The sequence below is a fragment of the Pseudomonas sp. GM25 genome, assembly GCF_000282255.1.
In the GTDB taxonomy this organism is placed as follows: domain Bacteria; phylum Pseudomonadota; class Gammaproteobacteria; order Pseudomonadales; family Pseudomonadaceae; genus Aquipseudomonas; species Aquipseudomonas aphyarum.
Genome location: NZ_AKJQ01000084.1, coordinates 1 through 23,847 on the forward strand (window position 1 = coordinate 1; position 23,847 = coordinate 23,847).

13 protein-coding genes and 1 pseudogene are annotated in these 23,847 nt (G+C 61.3%); 3 read left to right on the forward strand and 11 right to left on the reverse strand.

Features of this window, described 5'->3' with window-relative positions; translation table 11 throughout:
- Positions 1-78: 78 nt before the first annotated feature.
- The 4 genes from PMI24_RS28060 to PMI24_RS28075 all read right to left on the reverse strand — a co-directional run bounded on the left by PMI24_RS28060 (position 79) and on the right by PMI24_RS28075 (position 5,423).
- On the reverse strand, positions 79-1,257 hold the full coding sequence (locus PMI24_RS28060; RefSeq protein WP_007960217.1) for a PepSY-associated TM helix domain-containing protein: 1,179 nt from the start codon (positions 1,255-1,257) through the stop codon (positions 79-81).
- A 75-nt stretch (positions 1,258-1,332) separates the two neighbouring features.
- Positions 1,333-3,834: a TonB-dependent siderophore receptor gene (locus tag PMI24_RS28065; protein ID WP_007960219.1), complete on the reverse strand. Its 2,502-nt coding sequence runs from the start codon at positions 3,832-3,834 to the stop codon at positions 1,333-1,335.
- Positions 3,835-3,921: 87 nt separating this feature from the next.
- Positions 3,922-4,923 carry a FecR domain-containing protein gene (locus tag PMI24_RS28070; protein ID WP_007960221.1) on the reverse strand — a complete coding sequence of 334 codons (1,002 nt, stop codon included), beginning with the start codon at positions 4,921-4,923 and terminating at the stop codon, positions 3,922-3,924.
- The gene (locus tag PMI24_RS28075) at positions 4,923-5,423 is read right to left on the reverse strand and encodes a sigma-70 family RNA polymerase sigma factor (protein WP_007960223.1); all 501 of its coding nucleotides are present in this window, start codon (positions 5,421-5,423) and stop codon (positions 4,923-4,925) included. Before PMI24_RS28075 ends, PMI24_RS28070 begins: the two co-directional genes overlap by 1 nt.
- A gap of 311 nt (positions 5,424-5,734) precedes the next feature.
- On the opposite strand from PMI24_RS28075, the gene PMI24_RS28080 reads away from it, so the two are divergent.
- Positions 5,735-7,615, forward strand: a complete 1,881-nt coding sequence (locus tag PMI24_RS28080; protein ID WP_007960226.1) for a methyl-accepting chemotaxis protein — start codon at positions 5,735-5,737, stop codon at positions 7,613-7,615.
- Between the two features lie 59 nt (positions 7,616-7,674).
- Here the strand turns inward: PMI24_RS28080 and PMI24_RS28085 are convergent, their stop codons facing one another.
- The 5 genes from PMI24_RS28085 to PMI24_RS28105 all read right to left on the reverse strand — a co-directional run bounded on the left by PMI24_RS28085 (position 7,675) and on the right by PMI24_RS28105 (position 14,732).
- The gene (locus tag PMI24_RS28085; protein ID WP_007960228.1) at positions 7,675-8,142 is read right to left on the reverse strand and encodes an SRPBCC family protein; all 468 of its coding nucleotides are present in this window, start codon (positions 8,140-8,142) and stop codon (positions 7,675-7,677) included.
- 23 nt (positions 8,143-8,165) lie between these two features.
- The gene (locus PMI24_RS28090; RefSeq protein ID WP_007960230.1) at positions 8,166-11,555 is read right to left on the reverse strand and encodes a non-ribosomal peptide synthetase; all 3,390 of its coding nucleotides are present in this window, start codon (positions 11,553-11,555) and stop codon (positions 8,166-8,168) included.
- 13 nt (positions 11,556-11,568) lie between these two features.
- Complete coding sequence (locus PMI24_RS28095; RefSeq protein WP_007960231.1) at positions 11,569-12,498, reverse strand: diiron oxygenase; 930 nt, start codon at positions 12,496-12,498, stop codon at positions 11,569-11,571.
- The gene (locus tag PMI24_RS28100) at positions 12,495-13,268 is read right to left on the reverse strand and encodes a DUF3050 domain-containing protein (RefSeq protein ID WP_007960232.1); all 774 of its coding nucleotides are present in this window, start codon (positions 13,266-13,268) and stop codon (positions 12,495-12,497) included. The genes PMI24_RS28095 and PMI24_RS28100 overlap by 4 nt, the downstream gene beginning before the upstream one ends.
- Before the next feature lie 753 nt (positions 13,269-14,021).
- On the reverse strand, positions 14,022-14,732 hold the full coding sequence (locus PMI24_RS28105) for a GntR family transcriptional regulator (RefSeq protein WP_007960233.1): 711 nt from the start codon (positions 14,730-14,732) through the stop codon (positions 14,022-14,024).
- Positions 14,733-14,925: 193 nt separating this feature from the next.
- Here PMI24_RS28105 and lapG point away from each other — a divergent pair, with 193 nt between their 5' ends.
- On the forward strand, positions 14,926-15,618 hold the full coding sequence (gene lapG / locus PMI24_RS28110) for a cysteine protease LapG (RefSeq protein ID WP_007960234.1): 693 nt from the start codon (positions 14,926-14,928) through the stop codon (positions 15,616-15,618).
- Positions 15,619-15,632: 14 nt separating this feature from the next.
- Positions 15,633-17,579 (forward strand): cyclic di-GMP receptor LapD, encoded by a 1,947-nt coding sequence (lapD, locus tag PMI24_RS28115; protein ID WP_007960235.1) that lies wholly within the window; start codon positions 15,633-15,635, stop codon positions 17,577-17,579.
- A gap of 52 nt (positions 17,580-17,631) precedes the next feature.
- On the opposite strand, the gene PMI24_RS28120 is transcribed toward lapD, so the two are convergent.
- Positions 17,632-17,970 carry a hypothetical protein gene (locus PMI24_RS28120; RefSeq protein WP_007960236.1) on the reverse strand — a complete coding sequence of 113 codons (339 nt, stop codon included), beginning with the start codon at positions 17,968-17,970 and terminating at the stop codon, positions 17,632-17,634.
- Positions 17,971-18,116: 146 nt separating this feature from the next.
- Positions 18,117-23,847: pseudogene (locus PMI24_RS28125) on the reverse strand (LapA family giant adhesin); the annotation flags it as partial.

The following is a 23,847-nucleotide window of genomic DNA, read 5'->3' on the forward strand; positions in this document are numbered from 1 at the left end:
CAAGATTGAATTCCGAAACCCCTGTCTGCTAACGCAGACAGGGGTTTTGTCGTTTCAGTGCCCACAAAAATCCGATTTTCAAACCGCTCTGCGTGCCTTGCTGCTCCGACGAGCCTGCCATTTGCGCCACCAGATGTAGACGCCAGTCCCCGACAACACCGCAATCAGAACACCCAATACCGCGATCATCACTTGTCCGGTGAAGCCTATGATCCGTCCCCCATGTATCGGCAACTGCAACCGATAAAACCGCTCTCCCAACGTCCCTTTTCCTGCGATCTCCTGCCCCAGTAATCGTCCGTCAGTACCGTGGAAGAACAACCAGGATTTACCGTGGGCCTCGGTGTCATGCTGCCCAAACCCGGCACCGTAGAAGTTGTACTCAAAGCTGTAATACAACTCGCCGATCGCCGCTGTCAGCCCCAACCTTTTGCCTTCCTGTTGTGCCCTTTCGTATGCCTGTTGATAACTCAACCGAGTGATCCCCAGCTCTTCGGCAGGCATTCGCCCTCGGGCTTCATACACGCTCGGTTCAATCGGAGAAAACAGCGACACCGCGGGTTTGAAGACCTGGCTCGGCAGGTTCATCGCCACGCTGCTGACGGCGATCGGCAGCAACAACAACCACAGCCACAAGCCCCCTGCCCGATGCAGATCGAAGTTGAGTCGATAGGCATGCCCGCCCTTGATCTTCCAGGCGTTCGACCACTTCTTCCAGAACGGTTTACCCCGCGGTAGCGTCAGCCAGAGGGCGATGAAGCAATCGATTACCCAGGCGATGGCCACCAACCCCATCAACAGCAAACCCCAGTTACCGGGCAGTGTCAGGTTGTAGTGAAACTCAAGAATGAACGGAACGAAGTTCTCACGCTGGAAACAGCACTCGCCCCAGTAACGCTGACCTTTTTGCTCTGCGCTCACCGGGTCGAGGTAGAACACTTCATTGCGTTCTTTGAAGGGTTCGTCCGTCGCCGGATCATTTCGCGGAACCGCCGCCAGCAATGCCGTGTGGCCTGCCTCATTCGGGTACTCCATGTACCAGACCTGCAACTTCGGATGGGCCGATTGCACCGCATCAACCAGCCCACCTGGCGGCAGACGCTCCCCCTCGGCCGAAGCCGCGTAAAACTCCGGATTCAACCACTCATCCAGCTCATGGTTGAACGCCAGAATACTGCCAGTGATCCCGGCCAGCAGAAGAAAAACCGCCGTGGCCAATCCGATATACCGGTGCAATAAAACCAGAAACGAACGCATGAAAATTCCCCCACAGATACGACAAAGCCAGCCCCTGAAATCAGGGGCTGGCTTTTTTATGCACAAGACAAAGGCTTAGAACTGGTAACTGACCGTCGCGGCGACGTTGCGCTCTTCGCCCATGTAGCAGAAGTCCAGACTGGCGCAGGAGGCCACGTAGGATTCGTTGGTCAGATTGTTTGCATTCAGGCGTACGTCGACACCCTTCAGACCGACCTTGCCGAGGTCATAGCCAATCGATGCGTCGAACAATGTGTAGGACGGCACCTTCATGGTGTTCTCTGCATCCGCCCAGCTATAGCCGACATAACGCACACCGCCGCCCAGTCGCAGACCATCGAGTGCCGCGCTGTCGAACTTGTAGTCCGCCCACAGCGATGCCATGTGCCGCGGCGCCTGGGTTGGCGAGTTGCCCTTGTTCTCGATCAAATTGGTCGGTGTGCTCAAGGTGCTGGTCATCGACTTTGAGTATTCAATGTCGGTGAAGGTGTAGCTGCCGAGGACTTTGAGGTTGTCGGTCAACTGCATGTGCGCTTCCAGTTCCAGTCCCTGAGAGCGGACAGCGCCTACAGCGCGATAGAAGTTTTCCTGCGGCAGTTTGGTCGCCAGGTTCTCCTGATCGATGCGGAACAACGAGGCGGTGAACAGATTGTCGGTACCCGGCGGCTGATACTTCAGGCCCATTTCCCACTGCGTTCCATCGGTCGGTGCGAGCGGATTGCCGGCGCTGTCAGCGTAGGAATTCGGGTTGAACGACTCGGAATAGCTGACGTACGGCGCGAGGCCGTTATCGAACAGATACAGCGCGCCGGCACGACCGGTGAGCTTGGTGCGTCGATCATTGATCTCGGTGCCAACCGGACGGCCCGCTTCGGCGATGCGGTTTTCGTCGGAGGTTTCCACCCAGTCCTGACGCAGCCCCAGCGAGAAGCGCCACTTGTCCATCTCGATCAGGTCTTGCAGGTAAACGCCGGTCTGCTCCAGACGCCGCAGATAGCTGGTCTCGCCGTATGGCGTAATAGCCGAATTGCCATACACCGGGTTGAACGCATTGATCGGCGCCAGGCCGCCGCTGGTCCAGTCGACTACGGTTTTACGCCGCTGGTAATCCGCCCCCATCAGCACTGTGTGCTTGGTCGCGCCGGTGAAAAACTCGGCCTGGAGCATGTTGTCGACGATGAACGCGTGCAGACGCTCGTCACCGCCGGTGTAGTAGCGATTCAGTTCGTTGCTGGTCGGCGACGTCCAGCCATAGGCATACACCTGATCCATGTTCACTTTGGAGTCGAGGTAGCGGAAATTCTGCCGCACGGTGAAGACGTCATTGAAGCGGTGTTCGAACTGGTAACCGAACGACTGCTGATCACGGGAGTAACCATCGATGCCCGGCTCGCCTTCGAAGAAATGCGGCGAGATCCGGTTGCCGTTGCGCTGATGAATCGTGCCGTCGGCCGGCACGCCACCGTGGTAGCCGCCATCCGGGTCATGCTGCAGATACGCCTGCAGGGTCAGCGAAGTATCTTCGTTGAAATCGATGCTGACGGTTGGTGCGAGGGCGAAGCGCTTTTCCTTGTTGTGGTCGAATTGCGTGTCGGACTGATCCGTCAAACCGATCAGACGATAGGCGATACGCTTGTCGTCATCGACCGGTCCGCTGAAGTCAAAACCGACACCGCGCTGGCCCTGAGTGCCGACGGTGGCCTGAACCTGGTGATAGGCCTCGTACAGCGGCTTCTTGCTGGTCAGCGCCACCAGACCGCCCGGCGAGCTACGGCCGTAGAGCACCGACGAAGGGCCCTTCAGGATATCGACACGCTCAAGGAAATATGGGTCCACCTGCATAGTGCTGTAGGTGCCGCTGTCGCCCATCGACTTGAGGCCGTCGAGGTAGATGTTATCCACCGAACCATCGTTGAAGCCGCGCATTGCCACGTAGTCGTAACGGTGCGTGGCGCCGTAAGGATTGGTCAGCACACCGGGGGTGTAACGCATGGCCTGGGACACGGTTTGCGAGCCCTGGTCGTCCATTTGCTCGCGGGTAACCACGGACACGCTTTGCGAAGTTTCCAGCAGCGCGGTACTGGTCTTGGTGGCGATCTGGCTGTGCGTCGCGTTGTAGCCGTCCATGCTGCCCAGCGCGTTGCCGAGGGCGAAGCCTTTGATGTCCGTGGTCGGCAGAGCCAGTGCTTCGGTTTCCGCGACCGAGCGCAACACATAGCTGCTGCCGTCCTGGCTGACCGCCTCCAGACCTGATCCGCCGAGCAAGTGGCTCAAGGCCTGATCGGTCGAATACTCACCCTGTACACCCGGTGACTGGCGGCCCTGGGTTTGCTGCGGCGTCATCGACAACGTGATGCCCGCCTGACGCGCGAACTGGTTGAGCGCCTCGCCCAATGGCCCGGCGGGGATGTTGTAGCGGTGGCTGCTGACCTCGCTGGCATTGGCCGCGATGCTCAGGCTTGGCAACACGCCAACGCCCAGGGCGGTAGAAAACAGCGCCGCCCGAACGGCGTGGCGCAACAGGCCGGATTCGGCAGAGAAATTCAGAGGGTTCTTACAGGTAACGCGCGCAGTCATTGTAGGTTTCCGTAGGCAGTCGCGAAGGCTGAGTTGAAGTGCTTACTGACTAAGCCGGACTTGCCACGAAAACCCGCCAAAATAATTTCAGGCCGCAGACTCCAGTGTCACCCACCAACGAGTGCGGTAGCGCAATTGCACCGGCAGGGTCTGCGGCAGGATCGCCAGCAGCTTGTCGGTGTCCTCAAGACGGAACACGCCGGACAGGCGCAAATCCGCAATGTCCGACGCACAGCTCAGAAAACCCTGACGATATCGGCCGACTTCGCTGAGGAAGTCGCCCAGCCGCATGTTGCGGGTCACGATCAGCCCGTCGACCCAGGCACCGGCGTCCATGTCCAGCGGCGGCGCCGGGCGAATTTGATGGTGATCGATCAGATAGCTCTGACCGGCGATGGCCTCTGTCGAGTTGCCAGCGGAGTGAATCGCGACCCGGCCACTGGTGACGCTCAGGCGCGTGCATCCATCTTCCTGGCGCAGAATGAATCGCGCCTTGATCGGCTCGTAACTGCCATGACGGCTTTGCACCCGCAGCGGTCGTTCAAACGGCGCACCTTCATCGGCACCGCCACAGGTGACGATGATTTCGCCACGGGTCAGTCTGATCAGCCGTTGCTGTGCGGTGTAGTCGAGATCCACGCTGCTGGCGGTGTTGAGCTCGATCCGCGTGCCGTCCGGCAGCTGGAAGCCACGGCGCTCGCCGGTGGCGGTGGCGTAGTCGGCGCTCCACTGTTGCCAGGCGGAAGTATCGCTGGCCAGCCATCCCGCTGAACCCATCAGCAGCGCGCCGGACAACAGCTTCAACGCCTGACGTCGACCCAACCCCTGCGCACTGTTTTCCAGCGTGTTGAACGCCACCTGCGCACCGGGCACGGCGCGCAGATTGTGGGTCAGTTCGGCTTGCAGAGACTGCACCCGTTGCCAGGCCAGTTCGTGATCATGGTGTTCGGCGCGCCATTGTTCGCACTGGCGATTCAGGCGCGGATTGCCATGGTTGTTGCGCAGACGCAGGAGCCAGTGAATGGCCTGTCGGACCACCTGCTGCGGTGGCTCGGCGCGACGGCCAAGCGAGAGGTTATCCACCGGCATCAGTTTTCGTACCGCAGCACGTAGCAGTGAAACAGGGCGTCGGCGACGTAGCGTTCTACCGAGCGCAGGGACAGTCCCATCTGCTCGGCGATCTGCTTGTGGGTCAAACCTTCGCACTGCGCCAGCAGAAATGCCTGACGCACTTTTGGCCTCAAGCCTTCAAGCATGCGGGCAATGCCCTCGAGCAGTTCGATCACCAAGGCGCGGGATTCGGCACTCGGGGTTTCGGCTTCAGGCAAATGGGCGATGGTTTCCAGATAGGCGCGTTCAATTTCTTCACGGCGCCAATGATCGATCACCAAACCCCGAGCAACCGTGCGCAAGAATGCGCGAGGTGCCTTGAGTTCCAGACGCTCGGTGCGCTGCAGCAGGCGCACGAACGTGTCCTGAGCCAGATCCGCCGCATCGGCGGCATTGCCCAGCCGCGCGCGCAACCAGCCGTTGAGCCAGCCGTGATGACTACTGTAAAGCGCCTGTACTGCAAACTCAGGTGAGGACATGAACGCGACAGCCCGAACGTCACAAATGATAATTAGTCGCATTGTCATCAAGGGTTACAGAATTTGCAACCGGCGCTGTAAAACAGTCATCAAAAAATGACAGGCGAACGCTCTGGCACGCCGTTCGGCGGGAATCTGGCAGAAATGCCGTCCATTTCCTGCAAAGCCCTAAGTTTTCTCCGAAGCGTGCCGACAGACTGGTGAGACATGCGTGCACCAAAGTAGAGCAGCCATCAGAACGCTGCCTGCGCTGTACATGGAATGTTGCATCCGGAACGCATCCCCACTTTTGGCATAAGAAGTCCCATGAAATGAATCTCAAGTTCAGCCATAAAATCCTGCTGGCCGCCTCGGGCGTCGTGGTCCTGGCGTTCGCGCTGTTCACTTTGTACAACGACTATCTGCAGCGAAACACCATTCGCCAGAACCTCCAGTCCTCGGTCCAGCAGGCCGGCGACCTGACCGCCAGCAGTGTGCAGAACTGGATGAGCGGGCGGATTCTGGTACTGGAAAACCTCGCGCAGAACGTCGCCCATCAAGGCAAGAACGCCGACTTCCCGGGCCTCGTCGATCAACCGGCCTTCACCTCGAACTTCCAGTTCACCTACGTCGGCCAGGCCAACGGTGTGTTCACCCAACGCCCTGACGCGAAGATGCCGGACGGCTACGATCCGCGTCAGCGCCCCTGGTACAAACAGGCCGTGGCCGCTGACCAGACCATGCTGACCCCGCCATACATGGCCGCCGTTGGCGGTCTGGTAGTGACCATCGCCATGCCGGTGAAAAAGAACGGCGAGCTGCTCGGCGTCGTGGGCGGTGACCTGAGCCTGGAAACCCTGGTGAAGATCATCAACTCGGTGGACTTCGGTGGCCTGGGCCACGCGTTCCTGGTCAGCGGTGACGGTCAGGTGATCGTCAGCCCGGATAAAGACCAGGTCATGAAGAACCTCAAGGACATCTACCCGAACGCCGATGTGCGTATCCAGAAGGGCAACCAGAATGTGGTGCTCAACGGTCAGGAGCGCATCCTGTCGTTCACCCCGGTCGCAGGTCTGCCGAATGCCGAGTGGTACATCGGTCTGTCGATTGATCGCGACAAGGCCTACGCCGCACTCAGCCAGTTCCGCACCTCGGCACTGATCGCAATGTTCGTCGCCGTCGGCGCGATTGCAGTCTTCCTGAGCTTGCTGATCACCGTCCTGATGCGTCCGCTGATCACCATGGGCCGTGCGATGCAGGACATCGCTCAGGGTGAAGGTGACCTGACCCGTCGTCTGGTAGTGGAAAGCAAAGACGAGTTCGGCGAGTTGGGCAGTTCGTTCAACCAGTTCGTGGAGCGGATTCACGCCTCCATTTCCGAAGTGTCTTCCGCGACTCGCCACGTACACGACCTGTCGCAACGGGTGATGGCATCGTCCAACGCCTCGATCATCGGCTCCGACGAGCAAAGCGCGCGCACCAACAGTGTCGCTGCGGCGATCAATCAACTGGGTGCCGCCACCCAGGAAATCGCCCGTAACGCGGCCGACGCTTCGCAACACGCCAGCGGCGCGAGCGAGCAGGCCGATGACGGTCGTCAGGTGGTCGAGCAGACGATTCAGGCCATGACCGAGCTGTCGCAGAAGATCAGCCTGTCGTGCACCCAGATCGAAACCCTGAATGCGAGCACCGACAACATCGGCCACATTCTCGATGTGATCAAAGGCATCTCCCAGCAGACCAACCTGCTGGCGCTCAACGCGGCCATCGAAGCGGCCCGTGCCGGTGAAGCCGGGCGCGGTTTTGCGGTGGTGGCGGACGAGGTGCGTAACCTCGCTCACCGCACCCAGGAATCGGCGGAAGAGATCCACAAGATGATCACCTCGCTGCAGGTCGGTTCCCGCGAAGCGGTGACCACCATGAACGCCAGTCAGGCGTCCAGCGAAGAGAGCGTTGAAGTGGCGAACCAGGCCGGTCTGCGTCTGGTCAGCGTGACCCAGCGCATCGGCGAAATCGACGGCATGAACCAGTCGGTGGCAGCCGCTACCGAAGAGCAGACTGCGGTGGTGGAAACCCTCAACGTCGACGTCAACCAGATCAACCTGCTGAACCAGCAGAGCGTTGCCAACCTCAATGAAACGTTGAAGGATTGCGATGCGTTGTCGCAGCAGGCCAACCGTTTGAAACAGCTGGTGGACAGCTTCAAGATCTGATTGCTTGCGGTCAAAAAACAGCCCGCTGCGGAGTGATCCGCAGCGGGCTTTTTCAGGCCTTACACAAACAGCTTCAGCACATTGCCCATCGCGTCATCGGCAAACCCCTGGACGAAATCCTTGAACCCCGGCAGTGCCTCGGGCCCGCCGCTTGCCGGCTCGGCGATGATCGTCCAGGTCGCCCGCGACTTGCCCGCGCCCAGCGATTCCACATTCATCGCCGCCCACAGATTGGCCACGCCCAGCGTGTTGTAGATCGTGGTCCAGGTCATGCTCAGCGCCTGGTCGTCCCGGGAGTTGAGCTGCTCGACCACCACGTTGCCATCCTTGAAGAACTTCTTGCGCAGCGACGACACACCTTCGCCGGTCATTTCGATGTGCGACAGCGCCGGAATGAAACGGTCGAAACCGTCGAATTTGCCGACCACTGCCCACACTTGTCTGGCGTCCACCGGCACTTCCACCGAAGACACGACGTGGCAGCCGTGAGGGTTTTTGATCAGGGTGTCGGGTTGAAGATTGCTCATGGTGTTGCTCCTTGGTTGATGAGTCAGATGAAGTTGATTTCTTTCAGGTAGTCGCAGCCGCGACGTAGCAGCGCCGGGGATTTTTCCGGGTAGTGCGCGCCCATCTGCTGCACGCCGGCCTGGGCATTGGCGTGGCCGATCAGGGAGATGTCGCCGATGTCTTCCTCGAAGCCGTTGAGGTAGAAACCGAGCACGCCGAACAGCGCGTTGTCGGCATCGACCCGGCCCAGTTGCTGTTGCCAGTCGGCGACGCTGACCAGCGAAAACTCGCTGCCGGTTTCGCGGAACGACGCGACGTAGGCATCCCAGCTCAAGGGCTCCGGGTTGTGCAGGTTGAACACCGCCCGTTCGGCCGAATAACGGCTGGCGTGGAAGGCGATGAAACGGGCGAGGAAATCCACCGGCATCAGGTCGAAATTCAGTGCGAAGGCCGGCACCTGACCGAGCTGGATCGAGCCCTTGAGCATCAGCATCAAACGGTTCTTGTGCGGCTGGCACACGCCGCTGAGGCTGTTGAAACTGATGTTGCCGGGCCGATACAGATTGACCCGCACCCCACGCTCCCGCGCCCGTTCGAGGATGCGTTCGCCGACCCATTTCGACAGGTTGTAGCCGTTGCGGATGTAGATCGGCGGCGTCGGTGCGGCGGGCAGTTCCAGCACCCGGCCTGCGTCGTCGACGGTGCTGGAGGCGGACAGCGTCGAGACGAAATTGAACACCTTCTTGCTGCGCCCTTCGCACAGCCGCAGCAGTTCGAAAATCGGCTCGACGTTGTCCGCCGCCAGCGACTCGTAATCGAGTACGTGATTGACGTTGGCGGCGTTGTGCACCAGCGCGCCGAACTCGCGATCCAGTCGCTCGAAATCCTCATTGGCCAGGCCCAGTTGCGGCCGTGCGATGTCCGCCGAATAGACCCGCACCCGACTCAGGTCCAAGTGCTCCAGCCGGTTCTCTCGCAACGACTGGGCAAAGCGCTGCGCCGCCGTTTGCCCGCCGCCGTCGCGCACCAGACATGCGACTTCGCTGGCGCCCCATCCCAGCAGCGCCTCGACGATATGCACACCGACAAAACTGTTGGCGCCGGTGACGATCACCTTGTGCACATCGCCCATGCGGCTGATCGGCAACGGCTCGATGTCCAGCGCTCGCTCGGCGTCGGCCATCGCCTGGGCGCTGAGTACCGCGCTGTCGTCGGTGCCGCGCACCAGCGTGGCGAGCTTGGTGATGGTCGGCAGTTCGATGAAGCGGTTGATCGAAATGCTGCGACCGAACTCCTCCCGCAGACGCAGGAGCATGCGCGACAGCAGAATCGAATGACCGCCGAGATTGAAGAAGCTTTCGTCGGTGGAAATGTCGCTGGTCGGCAGCTCCAGCAACTCGCCCCAGATCTCCAGCAGTAGCGCTTCGTCGGCGTTGGCTGGCAGGCATTTCGGGCCGCTGTCCTGCACGCTGACCGGCAGTTCCAGCAAGGCCTTACGGTCGACTTTGCCATTGGCGGCGAACGGCATGTTCGGCAGTTCCGTCCATGCCACCGGTTGCATGTAGTCGGGCAAAAACTGCTGTGCGTGAGCTTTCAACGACTCGCGCGCGGCATCCGATTGCGGCTGGGCAAGAAACGCCAGAATCCGCCGCTGACTGTCGATCACCACGGCGATTTGCCGATACAGCTGACTCTCGCGCAGGCAGCGCTCGATCTCCTCCGGCTCGACCCGGAAGCCGCGGATCTTCACCTGATTGTCGCGGCGTCCGCACAGCTCGATGCCGTCCTCGCCCCACTTGGCCATGTCGCCGCTGCGGTAGGCGCGCAGATGCTGGCCGTCCGGCAACTCCAGATCCAGATAGCGCTCCGCCGTCTGCTGCGGATTGTTCAGGTAACCCAGGCAAACGCCGGGGCCGACGATGAACAGCTCGCCCACGGTTTGCTCCGGCACCGGTTGCAGATCGTCATCGAGGATCAGCACCTGACTGTTGGCAATCGGCCCGCCGAGGGTGCGATTGCTGTCGCCCGGTTGCAGTTGGCGCGCGGTGATTAGCACCGTAGCTTCGGTCGGACCGTAGAGGTTGTGCAGCTTGCCCTGGCGGGTCAGTTGCTCGATCACGAACGGCTCGCAGACGTCGCCGCCGGTCATGATTTGCCCGACGCTTTGCAGTTGCTCCAGCGGCAGGATGCTCAACAGCGCCGGCGGCAGGAACGCGTGGGTCAGTTGCCGACGGCGAATCAGCGCCACCAGTTGCAGCGGATCACGGCGCTGGTTGTCGTCGGGCACCACCAGTTCTGCGCCTTCGAGCAGGGTCGGGAAGATGTCGATCAGCGACGAGTCAAAACTCAGCGACGAGAACTGCAGCACCCGGCTCTCGGCGTGCAACTGCACGTAGTTGGCGTACCACGCGGTGAAGTGCGCAAGGTTCGCCTGACTCAGCAGCACACCCTTCGGATGCCCGGTGGTGCCCGAGGTATAGAGCGCCATGCACGGCGCATAAAGCTCGGGCCGGTGGCGCATCAACGGTTGCGACAGATCGACGTCAGTGCAGTCGATGCAGCAGACATCCAGCCCCGGCATCGAACCGCTCAGCGGATGTTCACCGTCGTGTAGCAACAGCACCGCCCCGGCGTTTTCCAGAATGTACTGCTGACGCTGAAGCGGATGGCTCGGCTCCAGCGGCAGGTACACCGCGCCGCTGCCGAGAATGGCCAGAATCGAAGCAAACAGCGCATCGCATTTCGGCAGGCAAATCCCCACCACCCATGGTTGCGGTTGTGTCTCCAGCATTGCCAGCAAGCGTTGCTGGATTGCACGGCTGTGATCATGCAGCTGGCGATAGCTGATCGACTGCTCGGCGAGATGCAGCGCCGGGCGTTCAGCGTGCTCAATCAGGCTCCGTTGCAGCTGCTCGATCACCGGGATCTGCGCCTGTTGCAGCAACGCCGAATTGGCCGTGGCATTGAAGCGATGGACATAAGCCAGGCTGTCGAGAAACAGCAGGTTTTCCACCTGCTCGAAGTCCGGCGCACGGGCCGGCGCCGCATGCTGGAAATACTCGGCATCGCGGGAAAAGCGGCTGACCAGCAGCGCCACCTCGTCCACCACCTGCGCCAGTGTTCGCTGGCGCAGGGCCTGACCGTTGCCGGACGGTTCGTCGGCGATGGGCACGCGGCTCAGCAGCGTCGAGTTGCACAGGCACAGCAGATCAAGCACCGGCAAACCGCCGGCGCCCGTTGCACCGATACCCAGACGCAAAGTCAGGTGCGGTGGCACGCCGTGATCCTGCGGCGCAAGGCTGCCGTCATCGATCACCAGATCCACCGACGGAGCAGTCCCTGTCAGCAATGAATGACCGTGTTGTTCGAGCTCCTGCGCCAGGTCGGTCAAGGCCTGGCTGCGGCCCCTCAGCAAAATGTCGAGACGTCTCATGTCAGCCTCCTTGTCAAACCAGATAGTCGCGCAGGGCGTGCTGCACGCACGGTGTGTCGAGCAGCGAGCTGTTGTGGAAAAACCGCACGATGTTGCCCACCAGCGGGTGGTGGCGATTGATCGGGAAGGCCAGCCCGGCCATCTCGTCTTTCAGTGCGCGGCGGGTTGCCTCGTTGACTGGCAGGGCGTCGATCAGGCGCAGGTCGAAGGACTTCTGGATGTCGTTGGTCAGGTAGTGGCCGATGAACACCGGCAGGATCTGCGCGATGCATTCGCGATCCGCATCGCTCGCGGTGTGCCAGTAGATGCGCACCATCCGCGCCCAGAAACTCGAGTGCCGGCCCTCGTCGAGCAAGTGGTCGGCCATCAGCCCCTTGATCGACGGCTTGACCGTGTCGTCCCGGGCGAACGCCGCGACATCGCCGGTCACGGTGTTTTCGGCGATGGCCACGCAGATCAGTTCCACGGCGCTGCGCAAGTGTTGCGGGGTCAGTTCGACGGCGGCCGGAATCGCCCGGCTCAGTTCGATTTCATTCGGCAGCTCGATCGGCTCGATGCCGGTCATGGCCACCGTTTGTTGCATGAAATCCATCGCCACCAGCGCGTGGTAATCCTCGTCTACGACCACGGTCATGGCGTCGTAGCGGCAGGCGAACGGGAAGGGCACGGCGAAGCGGTTCTTGGCGATGCTGCGCGCGGTTTTGTCGACGATCTCGGTTTCGAAAATCACCACGTCGTTGATGAATTTGTACAGCGTCTGCACCAGGGCGAAATCACGCTGTTCCGGGCATTCGCGCAGGAAGGTTTCGCTGAGCACCAACGGCTGGCGGCTGAGTGGATAGATCAGCCGCGCGTCGTCCTCCAGCACGCGGCGTGGCCGGGTGCGAATGGTCGCGCGGCTTTCCCAGGCATCGGCGAAAGACTGGTAGTCGGCGGCATTCATTGGGCCACCTCCGCCAGCGGCTCGCGCATGCTCAGGCGCAGGCCGTCCCACAGGGCGATGCGGCTTTCCACAGCGGCGATGGCGCTGGCGTAGACCTCGGCTTCGCGCTGCGGATCGCCGTCCACCAGTCGATCCAGCAGTTGTTCTGCGGCCGGGCCGTGGTCATCGGAGTCGACCTCGATGTGTCGCTCCAGGTAGTAACGGAAGGTCGGCGCCTGTTCGACGCCAATGCCCCAGGCATCGAGCATGCGCTGGAACATGGTCGGAATCACGCTCTCGCGACCGTGCAGGAAGGCGGCGGCAACGCTGTGACCGGGTGCATGCAGTGCGGTGTGCAAAGTGTCACGGACGAACCGCGCAGCAGCCGGATCAACCTCGACGCTTTGCAGGGCGACGTCGTAACTCACGCCCTCCTGCTGCAGCGTCACAAAGCGCTCCACCGCTGTCGTGTCCGCACCGACTTCGCGCATCGCATCGAGGTACAGTTCGAAGTGACTGTAATGCCCGTGTGACAGCCGGTCGTCCGATTCCTCCCCGAGCACGATTTCGTTGATCAGTCGTGCCGCGTGCGGATCCCGTGGCGGCAACCACGGCAGACGCGTGCAAGTCAGTTCCTGCTGCAGGCGCTTGGTCAGCGACATGAAGTCCCAGACAGCAAATACATGCGACTCCATGAACCGGCGCAATGTCGCCAAAGAATCGATTTCGGAGAAGATCGGATGAACGCTGAGTTCGGCTTTCTTTAGTGTAAGTTGCTCTTTAGTTGGCATGGTTGCGAGACTCTGGCTAATAGGGAAGTAGGGGTTGCTCAATCAATCGCTAATAACGTTGAACAAGTTTCTCCAGGCGAACGACAGCCTCATTCGGTTTCGATGAAAGCAGGCAATGTCTGAAGGGCCCAAACTACAGCGGACGGTCAAGCCGTCGCAATCGAGGCCGTACTGCAAGGTTGTGCCGGGTTTGTCATTTCGGATCCAAACTCGGCGAAGAAAAACTAATACATCGCAAAACAACTTAACAAGTTTATTTTTAATTATTTTTAGTTGGCCGTTTTTGAAGTATGAGAGGGTCTGATAAAACTTATAAGTTAAGTTTTATTTGGGCGTAGTTACTCCTTTCAGCGTTTAATGGCCAAAATTGAACGACAAGAGTGAATGCCTCACTCGAAGCAACTTTCCAATTGAGTAATTGAATGAATATGAGGGGATGAAGTCGGGCTGTAACGGCGCCGTTTCTTCCTGTTCCCGTGACAAGGCTCCTTCCGTAGGTTCCTGGTGCGGGGACTGCTGCCGGGGCGGCGCGTCCCCGTTCTATATTGGGTTGGCGATTCAAGGGTGCGCGTAAATCGGCGCCGCGGCTATCGTCGAAAATGACTTCCTTGCGGTGCAAATTCCGGGCTGTTCAAAGCAGGGGGGAGGTTAGAGCGCAGGCGTCGATGTGCCACGGCAAATGACCGTGACCGGTGGGGGGATTTGTAAGCGGGTTATTCGCCGGGTGAGTGGTAGCTCACCCGGGAGAGAGATTCAGCGCGCCGCTTTGCGGCTTTGGCCGGCGGAACTGGCGAGGTAACGAGTGATGACCTCGACACCGCGATTGAGGTGCTGCTCCAGCAGTGTCACGGCGTGCGGGGTGTCACGCTCTTTCACGGCCTGCAACAACGCACGGTGATCGTCCTGGGAGAGTTTGCCCAGGCCCATGGCCTCGAGGTTGAAGCGCAGGAAGCGTTCTTCTTCATTCAGGCCGTCCTCCACCAGCCGCAACAGCCGGCCATTGGGCGCCTTGCTGTAGAGCGCCATGTGAAACAGACGGTTGAGCCGACCGATTTCGGTGTAGTCGTGTTCGATTTCCAGCTCTTCGATGTAGCCGGCCGCGCGCTCGTGATCGGCCGGGGTCAGCAACGGGATCGACTGGCGCAGCGCTTCGGACTCCAGCAGGATGCGCAGCTCATAGGTTTCCGTTGCGTCACCCTGAATCAGCGGCGCCACCACCGCGCCTTTGTGCGCAATCACGTTGAGCAGGCCCTGGGCCTCGAGCTGACGCAAGGCTTCGCGCACCGGCATGCGGCTGACACCGAACAGGTCGGCCAGATCCTGCTGGCGCACGGCGGTGCCGCAGGGCAGGCGTCCGTCGAGAATCGCGGCGCGCAGGGTTTCTTCGATGACCGAGCGCGCCAGATGCGCGGGAATCGGGCCTTCGACTTTGATGCTGTGGAGTGGCTTGGGCTTCTGGGTCACAACTGCACACCCTATGACTGCGGATTTGGATCCAAAGGACACTAGTGATTGCTCTACAGGTTGTCAAACCGTGTAGAAGAACCCTGTCACATCTGAAGTTTAGCGCGCCAGCGATGATCTCAGGGTGCCATTGTTTTTTGCTGGGCTAACCTTCACCATCAAGCGCTTTCCTCTCTGCCCTGGATGCCTTGCATTGGCGGTACGTTTCGCAATCCCACGGATTGCGCGCTGGCTTGCCTGCGCGCTGCTGCTGGCCGGCATCATGCTGGGCGGCCTGCATGCCGATTGGGATTTTTCCGCGATCAGCCGCAAAGCCACGGCACTGTACGGGCCGTTGGGTGCCGGGCAACAGCGGATCGATGCCTGGCAGAACCTGCTGGCCACGCAGAAGCAGGTCAGCGAGATGGAAAAGCTCAAAGTGGTGAACCTGTTTTTCAACAAACAGATGCGCTACGTCGAAGACATCGATCTGTGGCACGAGGTCGATTATTGGGAAACCCCCATCGAAGCCTTGTGGAAAGGCGCCGGCGACTGCGAAGACTACGCGATCGCCAAGTATTTCAGCCTGCGCCACCTCGGTGTGGCCAGTGACAAGTTGCGTATCACCTACGTAAAGGCCCTGCGCCAGAACCGCGCGCACATGGTCCTGACTTACTATTCCAGCCCTGACGCCATGCCGCTGGTGCTCGACAGCCTGATCGACCCGATCAAGCCGGCCGCCGAGCGAACCGATTTGCTGCCGGTCTACTCTTTCAATGCCGAAGGGTTGTACCTGCCGGGCGCCAAGGGCAACAAGAAGGTCGGTGACACCAAACGCCTGTCACGCTGGCAGGATGTGTTGAAGAAAATGCAGGCCGAAGGATTTCCGGTCGAGACGACTAACTAGGAGCACGCGCTCAGATGTCTTTGTTCAAACAGCTGTTGATCGCTATCTGTCTGTTCCTGGTGGTCGCCTTCACCGGCAGCTTCATGGTCAGTCTGGAGAGCTCGCGCACCCAGTACGTCAACCAGTTGCGCTCCCACGCCCAGGATGCGGCCACGGCGCTGGCGCTGTCGTTGACGCCGAACATCGATGACCCGGCGATGGTCGAGCTGCTGGTCAGTTCGATCTTCGACAGCGGTTATTACTCGAGCATCCGCGTGGTCGACCTGAAGACCGACCAGACCATCGTCGAGCGCAATGGCATTCCGGCGGTCACCAACGTGCCGGACTGGTTCGTCAAACTGATCGGCCTGGAGCCGGCCGGTGGCGATGCGCTGGTCAGCCGTGGCTGGGAGCAGGCGGCGCGGGTCGAGGTGGTCAGCCACCCGATGTTCGCCCTGGCCAAACTCTGGCAGAGCGCGCTCGGCAGCCTTGGCTGGCTGCTGGTCTGTGGCGCGGTGAGTGCGGTGCTGGGCGCGTTGTTGCTGCGTCGGCAACTGAAACCGCTGGATTACATGGTCAAGCAATCCCACGCCATCGCTCGTCGTGAGTTCCTGAGTCTGCCGGACCTGCCGCGCACGCCTGAATTGCGCCGCGTAGTGCTGGCGATGAACCAGATGGTCGAGAAGCTCAAGGCACTGTTCCAGGAGCAGGCCGAGCGCAGTGAAAAACTGCGCACCGAGTCCTATCAGGACAACCTCACGGGGCTGGCCAACCGGCGTTATTTCGAGATGCAGTTGAATGCGCGGGTGAGCAACCCGGAGCAGGCCAGCTCCGGATATCTGCTGCTGTTGCGGGTCAAGGATCTGGCCGGGCTGAACCAGCGTCTTGGCGGTCAGCGCACCGATGAATTGCTCAAGGCAGTCGGCGAGCAACTGTCCCGCGAGTGCGCCAAATACCCGGAAACCCAGAACCTCGTCACCCGGATTCGTGGCGGTGAATTCGCCGTGCTGGCGCCGGGGCTGACCCGAGAAGAAGCGCTGCAACTGGCGCAGAGTCTCGACAGTGCGCTGAGCAGTCTGCACGCGACAGGCGCCACCGACGTGGCCGCCGTGGCCTCCATCGGCCTGGCACCGTTCGCTCACGGCGATTCGCCGCAAGCGGTCCTCAGCCTTGGTGATCAGGCGCTGGCCCAGGCCGAAGGGCAGGGCGAGCAGAACTGGGCGTGCCTCGATCAAAGCCTGGTGGCGGACGTCGGTGACGATCACCACGCATGGCATCGCTTGCTCGATCAGGCGCTGAACCAGCGGCGCTTCGAGCTGTTCTTCCAGCCGGTAGTGGCGGCGCAGGACACGCAACTGGTGCTGCATTACAAGGTGCTGTCGCGCTTGCTCGACGAGCAGGGCCAGACCATTCCCGCCGGACGCTTCCTGCCGTGGCTGGAGCGCTTTGGCTGGACCGCGCGACTGGACCGGTTGATGCTCGAGCGGGTGCTGGAGCAGATGGCCGGCCATGAAGAGTCCCTGGCGCTGAATCTGTCCTCGGCGACCCTGGCCGATCCGCAGGCGTTGAACAAAGTGTTCGAGATTCTGCGGACGCATTCCAACCTCGGCGCACGCCTGACCCTGGAAATCGGCGAGGAACAATTGCCGGAACAAGCGGTGCTGGAACAGCTGACCCGCCGCCTGCGCGAGCTCGGTTTCTCCCTGAGCCTGCAGCGCTTCGGCGGACGCTTCAGCATGATCGGCAACCTGGCGCGGCTCGGGCTGGCGTACCTGAAGATCGATGGCAGCTACATCCGGGCGATCGATCAGGAAAGTGACAAGCGCCTGTTCATCGAAGCGATCCAGCGTGCGGCGCACAGCATCGATCTGCCGCTGATTGCCGAGCGGGTCGAGACGGAAGGGGAATTGTCGGTGATTCGCGAGATGGGGTTGTATGGGGTTCAGGGGCAGCTGTTTGGCGAGCCAAAACCCTGGAAATAATGCAGCGCCAAACTGATCGCTCCCACGCTCCGCGTGGGAGCGATCAAACGGATCAGATCAACCCACCCTCATCCTCATCGATCAACTGACTCAACCCGCCCAGCGCTTCCCGCGCCTGGGTCCGGTCCATCAACTTGGCCTGGGCTGCCGGCGGCAGGTCGGTGACGCGGATCACGCCTTTGCTGGTCAGCACCTGAATCAGGTCGTCGAGTACCCGGATCATTTCCAGGTCGCTCTGCTTGAGCTGTTTGAGGCTGTTCTCCACGGCCTCGTTGGCGTACCAGGCCTGGATTTCGTGGTGGTCGGCCGGCAGCGTTTCCGTGGCCTCGGCGTAGGCCGCAGCTTCCACGCGAATCAACTGACCCTGCGCATCGCGTTGCACGTAAAACATTGAGCATCCCTCGGAAATGGACCAGCGTCATGCTGTCAGCAGCATAGCCAACTGCGCGCGAGTATGCGGTGCGCCGACGAAATCGTCACCGGTACAAGCGCCGCAAACGTGACGGCCGCCCCAGTGTGGCGGCCGTTGTTCACGCATCAGCTGTTGTTGTGGTCGACCTTGATGGTCGGATCGCTGCCGGCAATCAGATTGTGAATGTTGGCCGTGGACCAGTTGTTGCCTTCCAGTTTGATCGTCACGTCCGGTGTCGCGGCTGCGGCATCGCCCGAGTTGAACTTGCCGCCCGAGCTGACTTGCAGCGACGACACGCCGTCGACCGTGGTGATCTTCAGGAAGTTGTCGATGGTGCTGCCGGTCTCGCCCTGCAACAGATCACGCAGGTCGATGCGGTCGCCTTCGCTGGCCTTGAAGTCCTTGATCACGTCGTTGCCGGTGTCGCCAGCCTTCCAGACGAAGGTGTCGGCACCCGAACCACCGATCAGGATGTCGTTGCCCTGACCACCGATCAGCGTGTCGTTGCCGGTGCCGCCGAGCAGGATGTCATTGCCCTTGCCGCCGTCGAGCAGGTCGTTGCCGCCCGAGCCGAACAGGATGTCATTGCCCGCGCCGCCCAGCAGCGTGTCGTTGCCATCGTGGGCACCGGACACATCGAACGCCTGATAGTGCTCGGTGATGTACTGGTGCACGTTGCTGGTGGTGACTTTGCTGACGTCGACTCCGGTTTCCTTGGCCACGAACGCCTGCATCGCCTGATAACCCTCGCCGGCAATGCCGTTGAAGCTCACCAGGTCGCCGAACAGGATGTCGTTGCCGTCGCCACCGCTGACCGTGTCGTTGCCCGGCATCGTCGCTTCGGTGTGGCCGATGATCGAGTTGGCCAAGTCCTTCGGATCAATGTTGGTCTGCGGCGTCTTGTCCGAATCGTACGGTTTCAGGTCGTTGAGGCTGACACCGTTGTTGAGGCCGATCGCTTCGACGTTCGACAGACCGCTCAGCAGCGCGAAACCGGCGGCGGAGTTGTCGGTGGTGTTCGACGAGGTGCTGTTGCCGCTGCCCGCCAGGCTCGAGATTTCGTAGGTGCCGTCACCCTGGGCGTGGATGGTGCCCAGGCTGTTCCAGTTCCAGTTGCCGTTCTTGAGCGTCTGCAGCACCACTTCACCGGAGGTGCTGATGCTCAGGTAGTGGGTGCTGTCGATGTAGGTGGCGAAGCTGCTGCCCAGCTTGTAATTGCTGGTTTTCACCACGTCGTCGAGCTTCACGTTGCCGTACAGCGTCGGGTTGGTCTGCTCGTTGCTCTGGTAGTAGGTCGGCTGGCCGTCGGTGATGAAGTACGTAAGGTTCTTCGCCCCGGTGTTGGCCACCGCTTCAGCGCTCTGGAAGAAGTTCGCGGTGGCCTTGAACACGTCCTCGTAGTTGGTGCCGCCGCCGGACGCCATCGAGTCCAGCACGGCCTTGAGCAAGGTCAGTGCGTTCGGGTCGTTGAGGTTCACCGACACCGACTTGTTGACCTGGGTATCGAAGTCCACCAGGAAGATGTTCACCGTGCCGGAGTTGCTGCCCAGGCTCTGCTTGAGGGTGTTGAACACCGACGTCAGCGAGTCCTTGGCGGCGTTGATCGACGAGGCGCTCATACTGCCCGAGCTGTCGACCATGAACGCGATGTTGTAGTTGGTGCCCGGCACCACGGTCAGGCCGCCGATGTCGGCGACGATGATGTCGTTGCCGTCGGTGCCGGTGACGGTATCGTCGGCCGAGGTGGCGACAATCGAGTTGTAGACCGCCGGCACCACGGTGACCGGAATGGTCGCGGTGGTGCTGGCCGAGCCGCCCACGGCCTCGGTGGAGGTCGAGGTCACGGTCAGGTTGAACTGGCCGTTGTAGTAGGTCGGCGGGGTCACGGTCAGGGTGCCGAGGTTCCAGCCGGTGACGTTGGCGTCGCCGCTGGTGGCGGTCACGGTGAAGCTGTGGCCTGCGCCGTCGCTGAGTACCGAACCGACCGGTGCGCCGCTGATCTTGATGCTCAGGGTTTCCGAGCCGTCGGTGTCGGTCAGTGCGGTGCTGATCGACGACAGTTTCACCGTGGTGCCTTCGGCGCCGGTGTTGAGTTTGTAGCCGTCGTAATAGCCTTCGCCGTTGGTGCCGTGCAGATCGGAGACGGTCACGCCGGCATTCACCAGATCCTGCACGCCGGTGTAGATCGGCACGCCGGCACTGCTCAGGTCGATCGGCGTGCTGCCGTTGACCGACAGGTTGACGTCGTAGCTGCCCGGGCCGCTCTGGTTGTGGTGGTAGATGTCCAGGGTGTAGTAGCCGCTGGTGGTCGGGGTGAACGAACCGTTGAGGTTGCCGCCCGCGCCCCACGTTGTGGACGCCACGTTCTTGCCGCCGATGGTCACCAGCAGGCTGTCGTCACCGGTACCGCTGAAGGTGTAGGTCTTGCCGGCTTCCAGATAGATCAGGCCCGAGGTTTTCGACGCAGTACCGGCGGTCACACTGCCGTCGGACTGCACGTTGTTCACGGTGCCGCTGGTGTTCGGCTTGCCCGCGCCGTCAATCACGTTTTTCAGGGTGGTCGAGTTGGCGCCGCTGCCGTCGGTGCCCAGGCCCGACAGACCGGTCCAGACTTCCTTGATCAGCCCGGTGGACTTCACGCTGTTGTCGGCGACCGACAGGGTCGGTGCATCCGCCACCGGCGTGATGTCGATCTTCACAGTGCCGGTGTTGCCCAGCAACTGGCCGTCGGTTGGCTGGAACTTGATCTGTGCATAGTCAGCCTGGTTGTTGCCCAGGCCGGTGCCGCCGTAACCGTTCACGCCCGACTCGTTGGCATCCGGCAGGAAGCGCAGCTTGCCGGCGTCGATGTCGGCCTTGCTGAAGGTCTGGTTGGTGGCGACGTCTTTCCAGGTCGAACCGTCCAGATACTGCAGTTTGCCTTCGCCCGGCAGCTGGGTGATTTTCACGCCCAGGCTGCTGGCCGGGCTGTCGACGTCGCTGACGCCGAAGGTCGACCAGCCGAGAACCAGCGGGGTGTCTTCGGTGCCGGTGACGTTGACCGGTGCAGCGACCGGCGCGTCGTTGACTGCCACCACGTTGACCGTGGTGGTCGCGGTGTTGGAGTAGTTGCCGCCATCGGTCACGGTCACGGTGATGATCCGAGGCACGGTGCTCGGGTCTTCACTGCTGTTGGTGAAGCTGATGTTCTTGATGGCCTGCATGTAGTCGGCGAGCGTCGCGTTGCCCGACAGGGTCAGGGTGACGGTGCCGTTGGTGCTGTTGGCATTGATGGTGATGCCGTTGACGCTGTTGCCCAGGTTCAGCGCATCGCCGTCCTGACGGTTGGTCAGCACGACGGTGGCGCCGGTCAGCATGGTGCTGTCCGGGTCGGTGATCTTGATGTCGGTGTCGGCAATCGACACGCCTGCGCCCGGGGTGTTCTCGGTGAAGGTCACCTTGTAGTCGGCACCCGTTGCACCGCTGGAGTTGTTGGCGTCGAGGTCGATGACCGGTGGAGCATCGTTGTCGATGATCGAGGTGCTGACGCTGCCATTGGTGCTGCTGACCGCCAGGTTTTCGAAGTTGCCGCCGGTGGCCGAGTCGATCTTGACCACGAAGTTCTCGGTGCCTTCGGTGATCTTGTCGTCGATGGTCGCAACGTTGAACTGCGCGCTGCTGGCACCGGCCGGGATCTTCACGGTGTACACGCCGGTGAAGTCCGAACCGTCGGCGGCGGTGCCGCTGTAGACGATTTTCAGGGTCACTTCGGTTTGCGCCGGGTGGGTCAGGCTGACGGTGTAGCTGGCGGTCTGGCCTTCGGTCACCGAGGTGCTGCCGGTGATGCTGACGGTGGTGGTGTCGATGGTATCGGTGACGCTGGTCACGGCTGGTGTGTTGCTGGTCACCAGGTTTTCGAAATTGCCGCCGGTGGCGTTGGTGATCGTGGCCTGCACGTTGCCGGCGTCCTTGTAGACGTCGTCGGCTGGTGCAGGAACGGTCACGGTGCCGGTGGTCTTGCCCGCTTCGATGGTGATCACCGAACCGTTGCTCAGGGTCACGGTCACTGGCGAGCCAGCGGCGTTGGTCAGGGTTGCGGTGTAGGTGATCGAACCACCCTCGGCCACGGTGCCGGTCGCGCTGAGCGACAGGTTGGTGGTGTCGATGGTGTCGGTGACGGTAGTCGAGACCGGCGTCTTGTCGGCTACGAGGTTTTCGTAGTTGCCGCCAGAAACGTTGGTGATCGAGTTGGTCAGCGGCGTGTGGCCGGTCAACGCGTCGTTAGGCGCGGTGGTGGTCACGGTGCCGGTGGTTTTACCCACTTCGATAGTGATCGACTGACCGTTGGCCAGGGTCACGGTCACAGGCGAGCCAGTTACTGGTGCGCCTACAGTCGCGGTGTAGACAACGTTGCCACCCTCGGCCGCCGTCGTGGTCGCGGTCAGCTTCACGGTGGTGGTGTCGATGGTGTCGGTGACGCTGGTCACGGCTGGTGTGGTGCTGGTGACCAGGTTCTCGAAGTTGCCACCGGTGGCGGACTTGATCGTGGCCTGCACGTTGCCGGCGTCTTTGTCGACGTCGTCGGCTGGCGCAGGAACGGTCACGGTGCCGGTGGTTTTACCGGCTTCGATGGTGATCACCGAACCGTTGCTCAAGGTCACGGTCACTGGCGAGCCAGCAGCGTTGGTCAGAGTTGCGGTGTAAGTGATCTGGCCACCCTCGGCCACGGTGCCGGTCGCGCTGAGCGTCAGGTTGGTGGTGTCGATAGTGTCGGTGACGGTGGTCGAGACCGGCGTCTTGTCGGCCACGAGGTTTTCGTAGTTGCCGCCAGAAACGTTGGTGATCGAGTTGGTCAGCGGTGTGTGGCCGGTCAACGCGTCGTTCGGCGCGGTGGTGGTCACGGTGCCGGTGGTTTTGCCCACTTCGATGGTGATCGACTGACCGTTCGACAGATTCACGGTCACAGGCGAGCCAGTCACCGGCGCACCGACGGTGGCGGTGTAGGTGACGGTGCCACCTTCAGCAGCCGTCGTGGTCGCGGTCAGCTTCACGGTGGTGGTGTCGATGGTGTCGGTGACGCTGGTCACGGCTGGCGTGGTGCTGGTGACCAGGTTCTCGAAGTTGCCACCGGTGGCGTTGGTGATGGTGGCCTGCACGTTGCCGGCGTCTTTGTAGACGTCATCGGCTGGCGCAGGAGCGGTCACGGTGCCAGTGGTTTTGCCCGCTTCGATGGTGATGACGGCGCCGTTGCTCAAGGTCACGGTCACCGGGGTGCCCGCAGCATTGGTCAGTGTTGCGGTGTAAGTGATCGAGCCACCCTCGGCGACCGAATTGGTAGCGCTCAGGGACAGGTTGGTGGTGTCGACGGTGTCAGTGACGGTGGTCGAAACCGGAGTCTTGTCGGCAACCAGGTTCTCGTAGTTACCGCCGCTGACGTTGGTGATCGCGTTGGTCAGTGGTGCATGACCATTCAACACGTCGTTAGGCGCGGTGGTGGTGACGGTGCCGGTGGTTTTGCCGACTTCGATGGTGATCGACTGGCCGTTGGACAGGGTCACGGTCACTGGCGAGCCAGTTACAGGCGCGCCGACGGTGGCGGTATAGACAACGTTGCCACCTTCGGCAGCTGTCGCGGTCGCAGTCAGCTTCACGGTGGTGGTGTCGATGGTGTCAGTAACGCTGGTTACCGCTGGTGTGGTGCTGGTGACCAGGTTTTCGAAGTTGCCACCGCTGGCGTTTGTGATCGTTGCCTGAACGTTGCCAGCGTCCTTGTAGACGTCATCGGCTGGTGCAGGAACGGTCACGGTGCCGGTGGTTTTACCGGCTTCGATGGTGATCACGGCGCCGTTCGACAAGGTCACGGTCACTGGCGAGCCA

Bases quoted from the DNA above. Each gene is read 5' to 3' on its own strand.
- PMI24_RS28060 (WP_007960217.1), bottom strand. From the start codon at position 1,257: ATGCGTTCGTTTCTGGTTTTATTGCACCGGTATATCGGATTGGCCACG.
- PMI24_RS28065 (WP_007960219.1), bottom strand. From the start codon at position 3,834: ATGACTGCGCGCGTTACCTGTAAGAACCCTCTGAATTTCTCTGCCGAA.
- PMI24_RS28070 (WP_007960221.1), bottom strand. From the start codon at position 4,923: ATGCCGGTGGATAACCTCTCGCTTGGCCGTCGCGCCGAGCCACCGCAG.
- PMI24_RS28075 (WP_007960223.1), bottom strand. From the start codon at position 5,423: ATGTCCTCACCTGAGTTTGCAGTACAGGCGCTTTACAGTAGTCATCAC.
- PMI24_RS28080 (WP_007960226.1), top strand. From the start codon at position 5,735: ATGAATCTCAAGTTCAGCCATAAAATCCTGCTGGCCGCCTCGGGCGTC.
- PMI24_RS28085 (WP_007960228.1), bottom strand. From the start codon at position 8,142: ATGAGCAATCTTCAACCCGACACCCTGATCAAAAACCCTCACGGCTGC.
- PMI24_RS28090 (WP_007960230.1), bottom strand. From the start codon at position 11,555: ATGAGACGTCTCGACATTTTGCTGAGGGGCCGCAGCCAGGCCTTGACC.
- PMI24_RS28095 (WP_007960231.1), bottom strand. From the start codon at position 12,498: ATGAATGCCGCCGACTACCAGTCTTTCGCCGATGCCTGGGAAAGCCGC.
- PMI24_RS28100 (WP_007960232.1), bottom strand. From the start codon at position 13,268: ATGCCAACTAAAGAGCAACTTACACTAAAGAAAGCCGAACTCAGCGTT.
- lapD (WP_007960235.1), top strand. From the start codon at position 15,633: ATGTCTTTGTTCAAACAGCTGTTGATCGCTATCTGTCTGTTCCTGGTG.
- PMI24_RS28120 (WP_007960236.1), bottom strand. From the start codon at position 17,970: ATGTTTTACGTGCAACGCGATGCGCAGGGTCAGTTGATTCGCGTGGAA.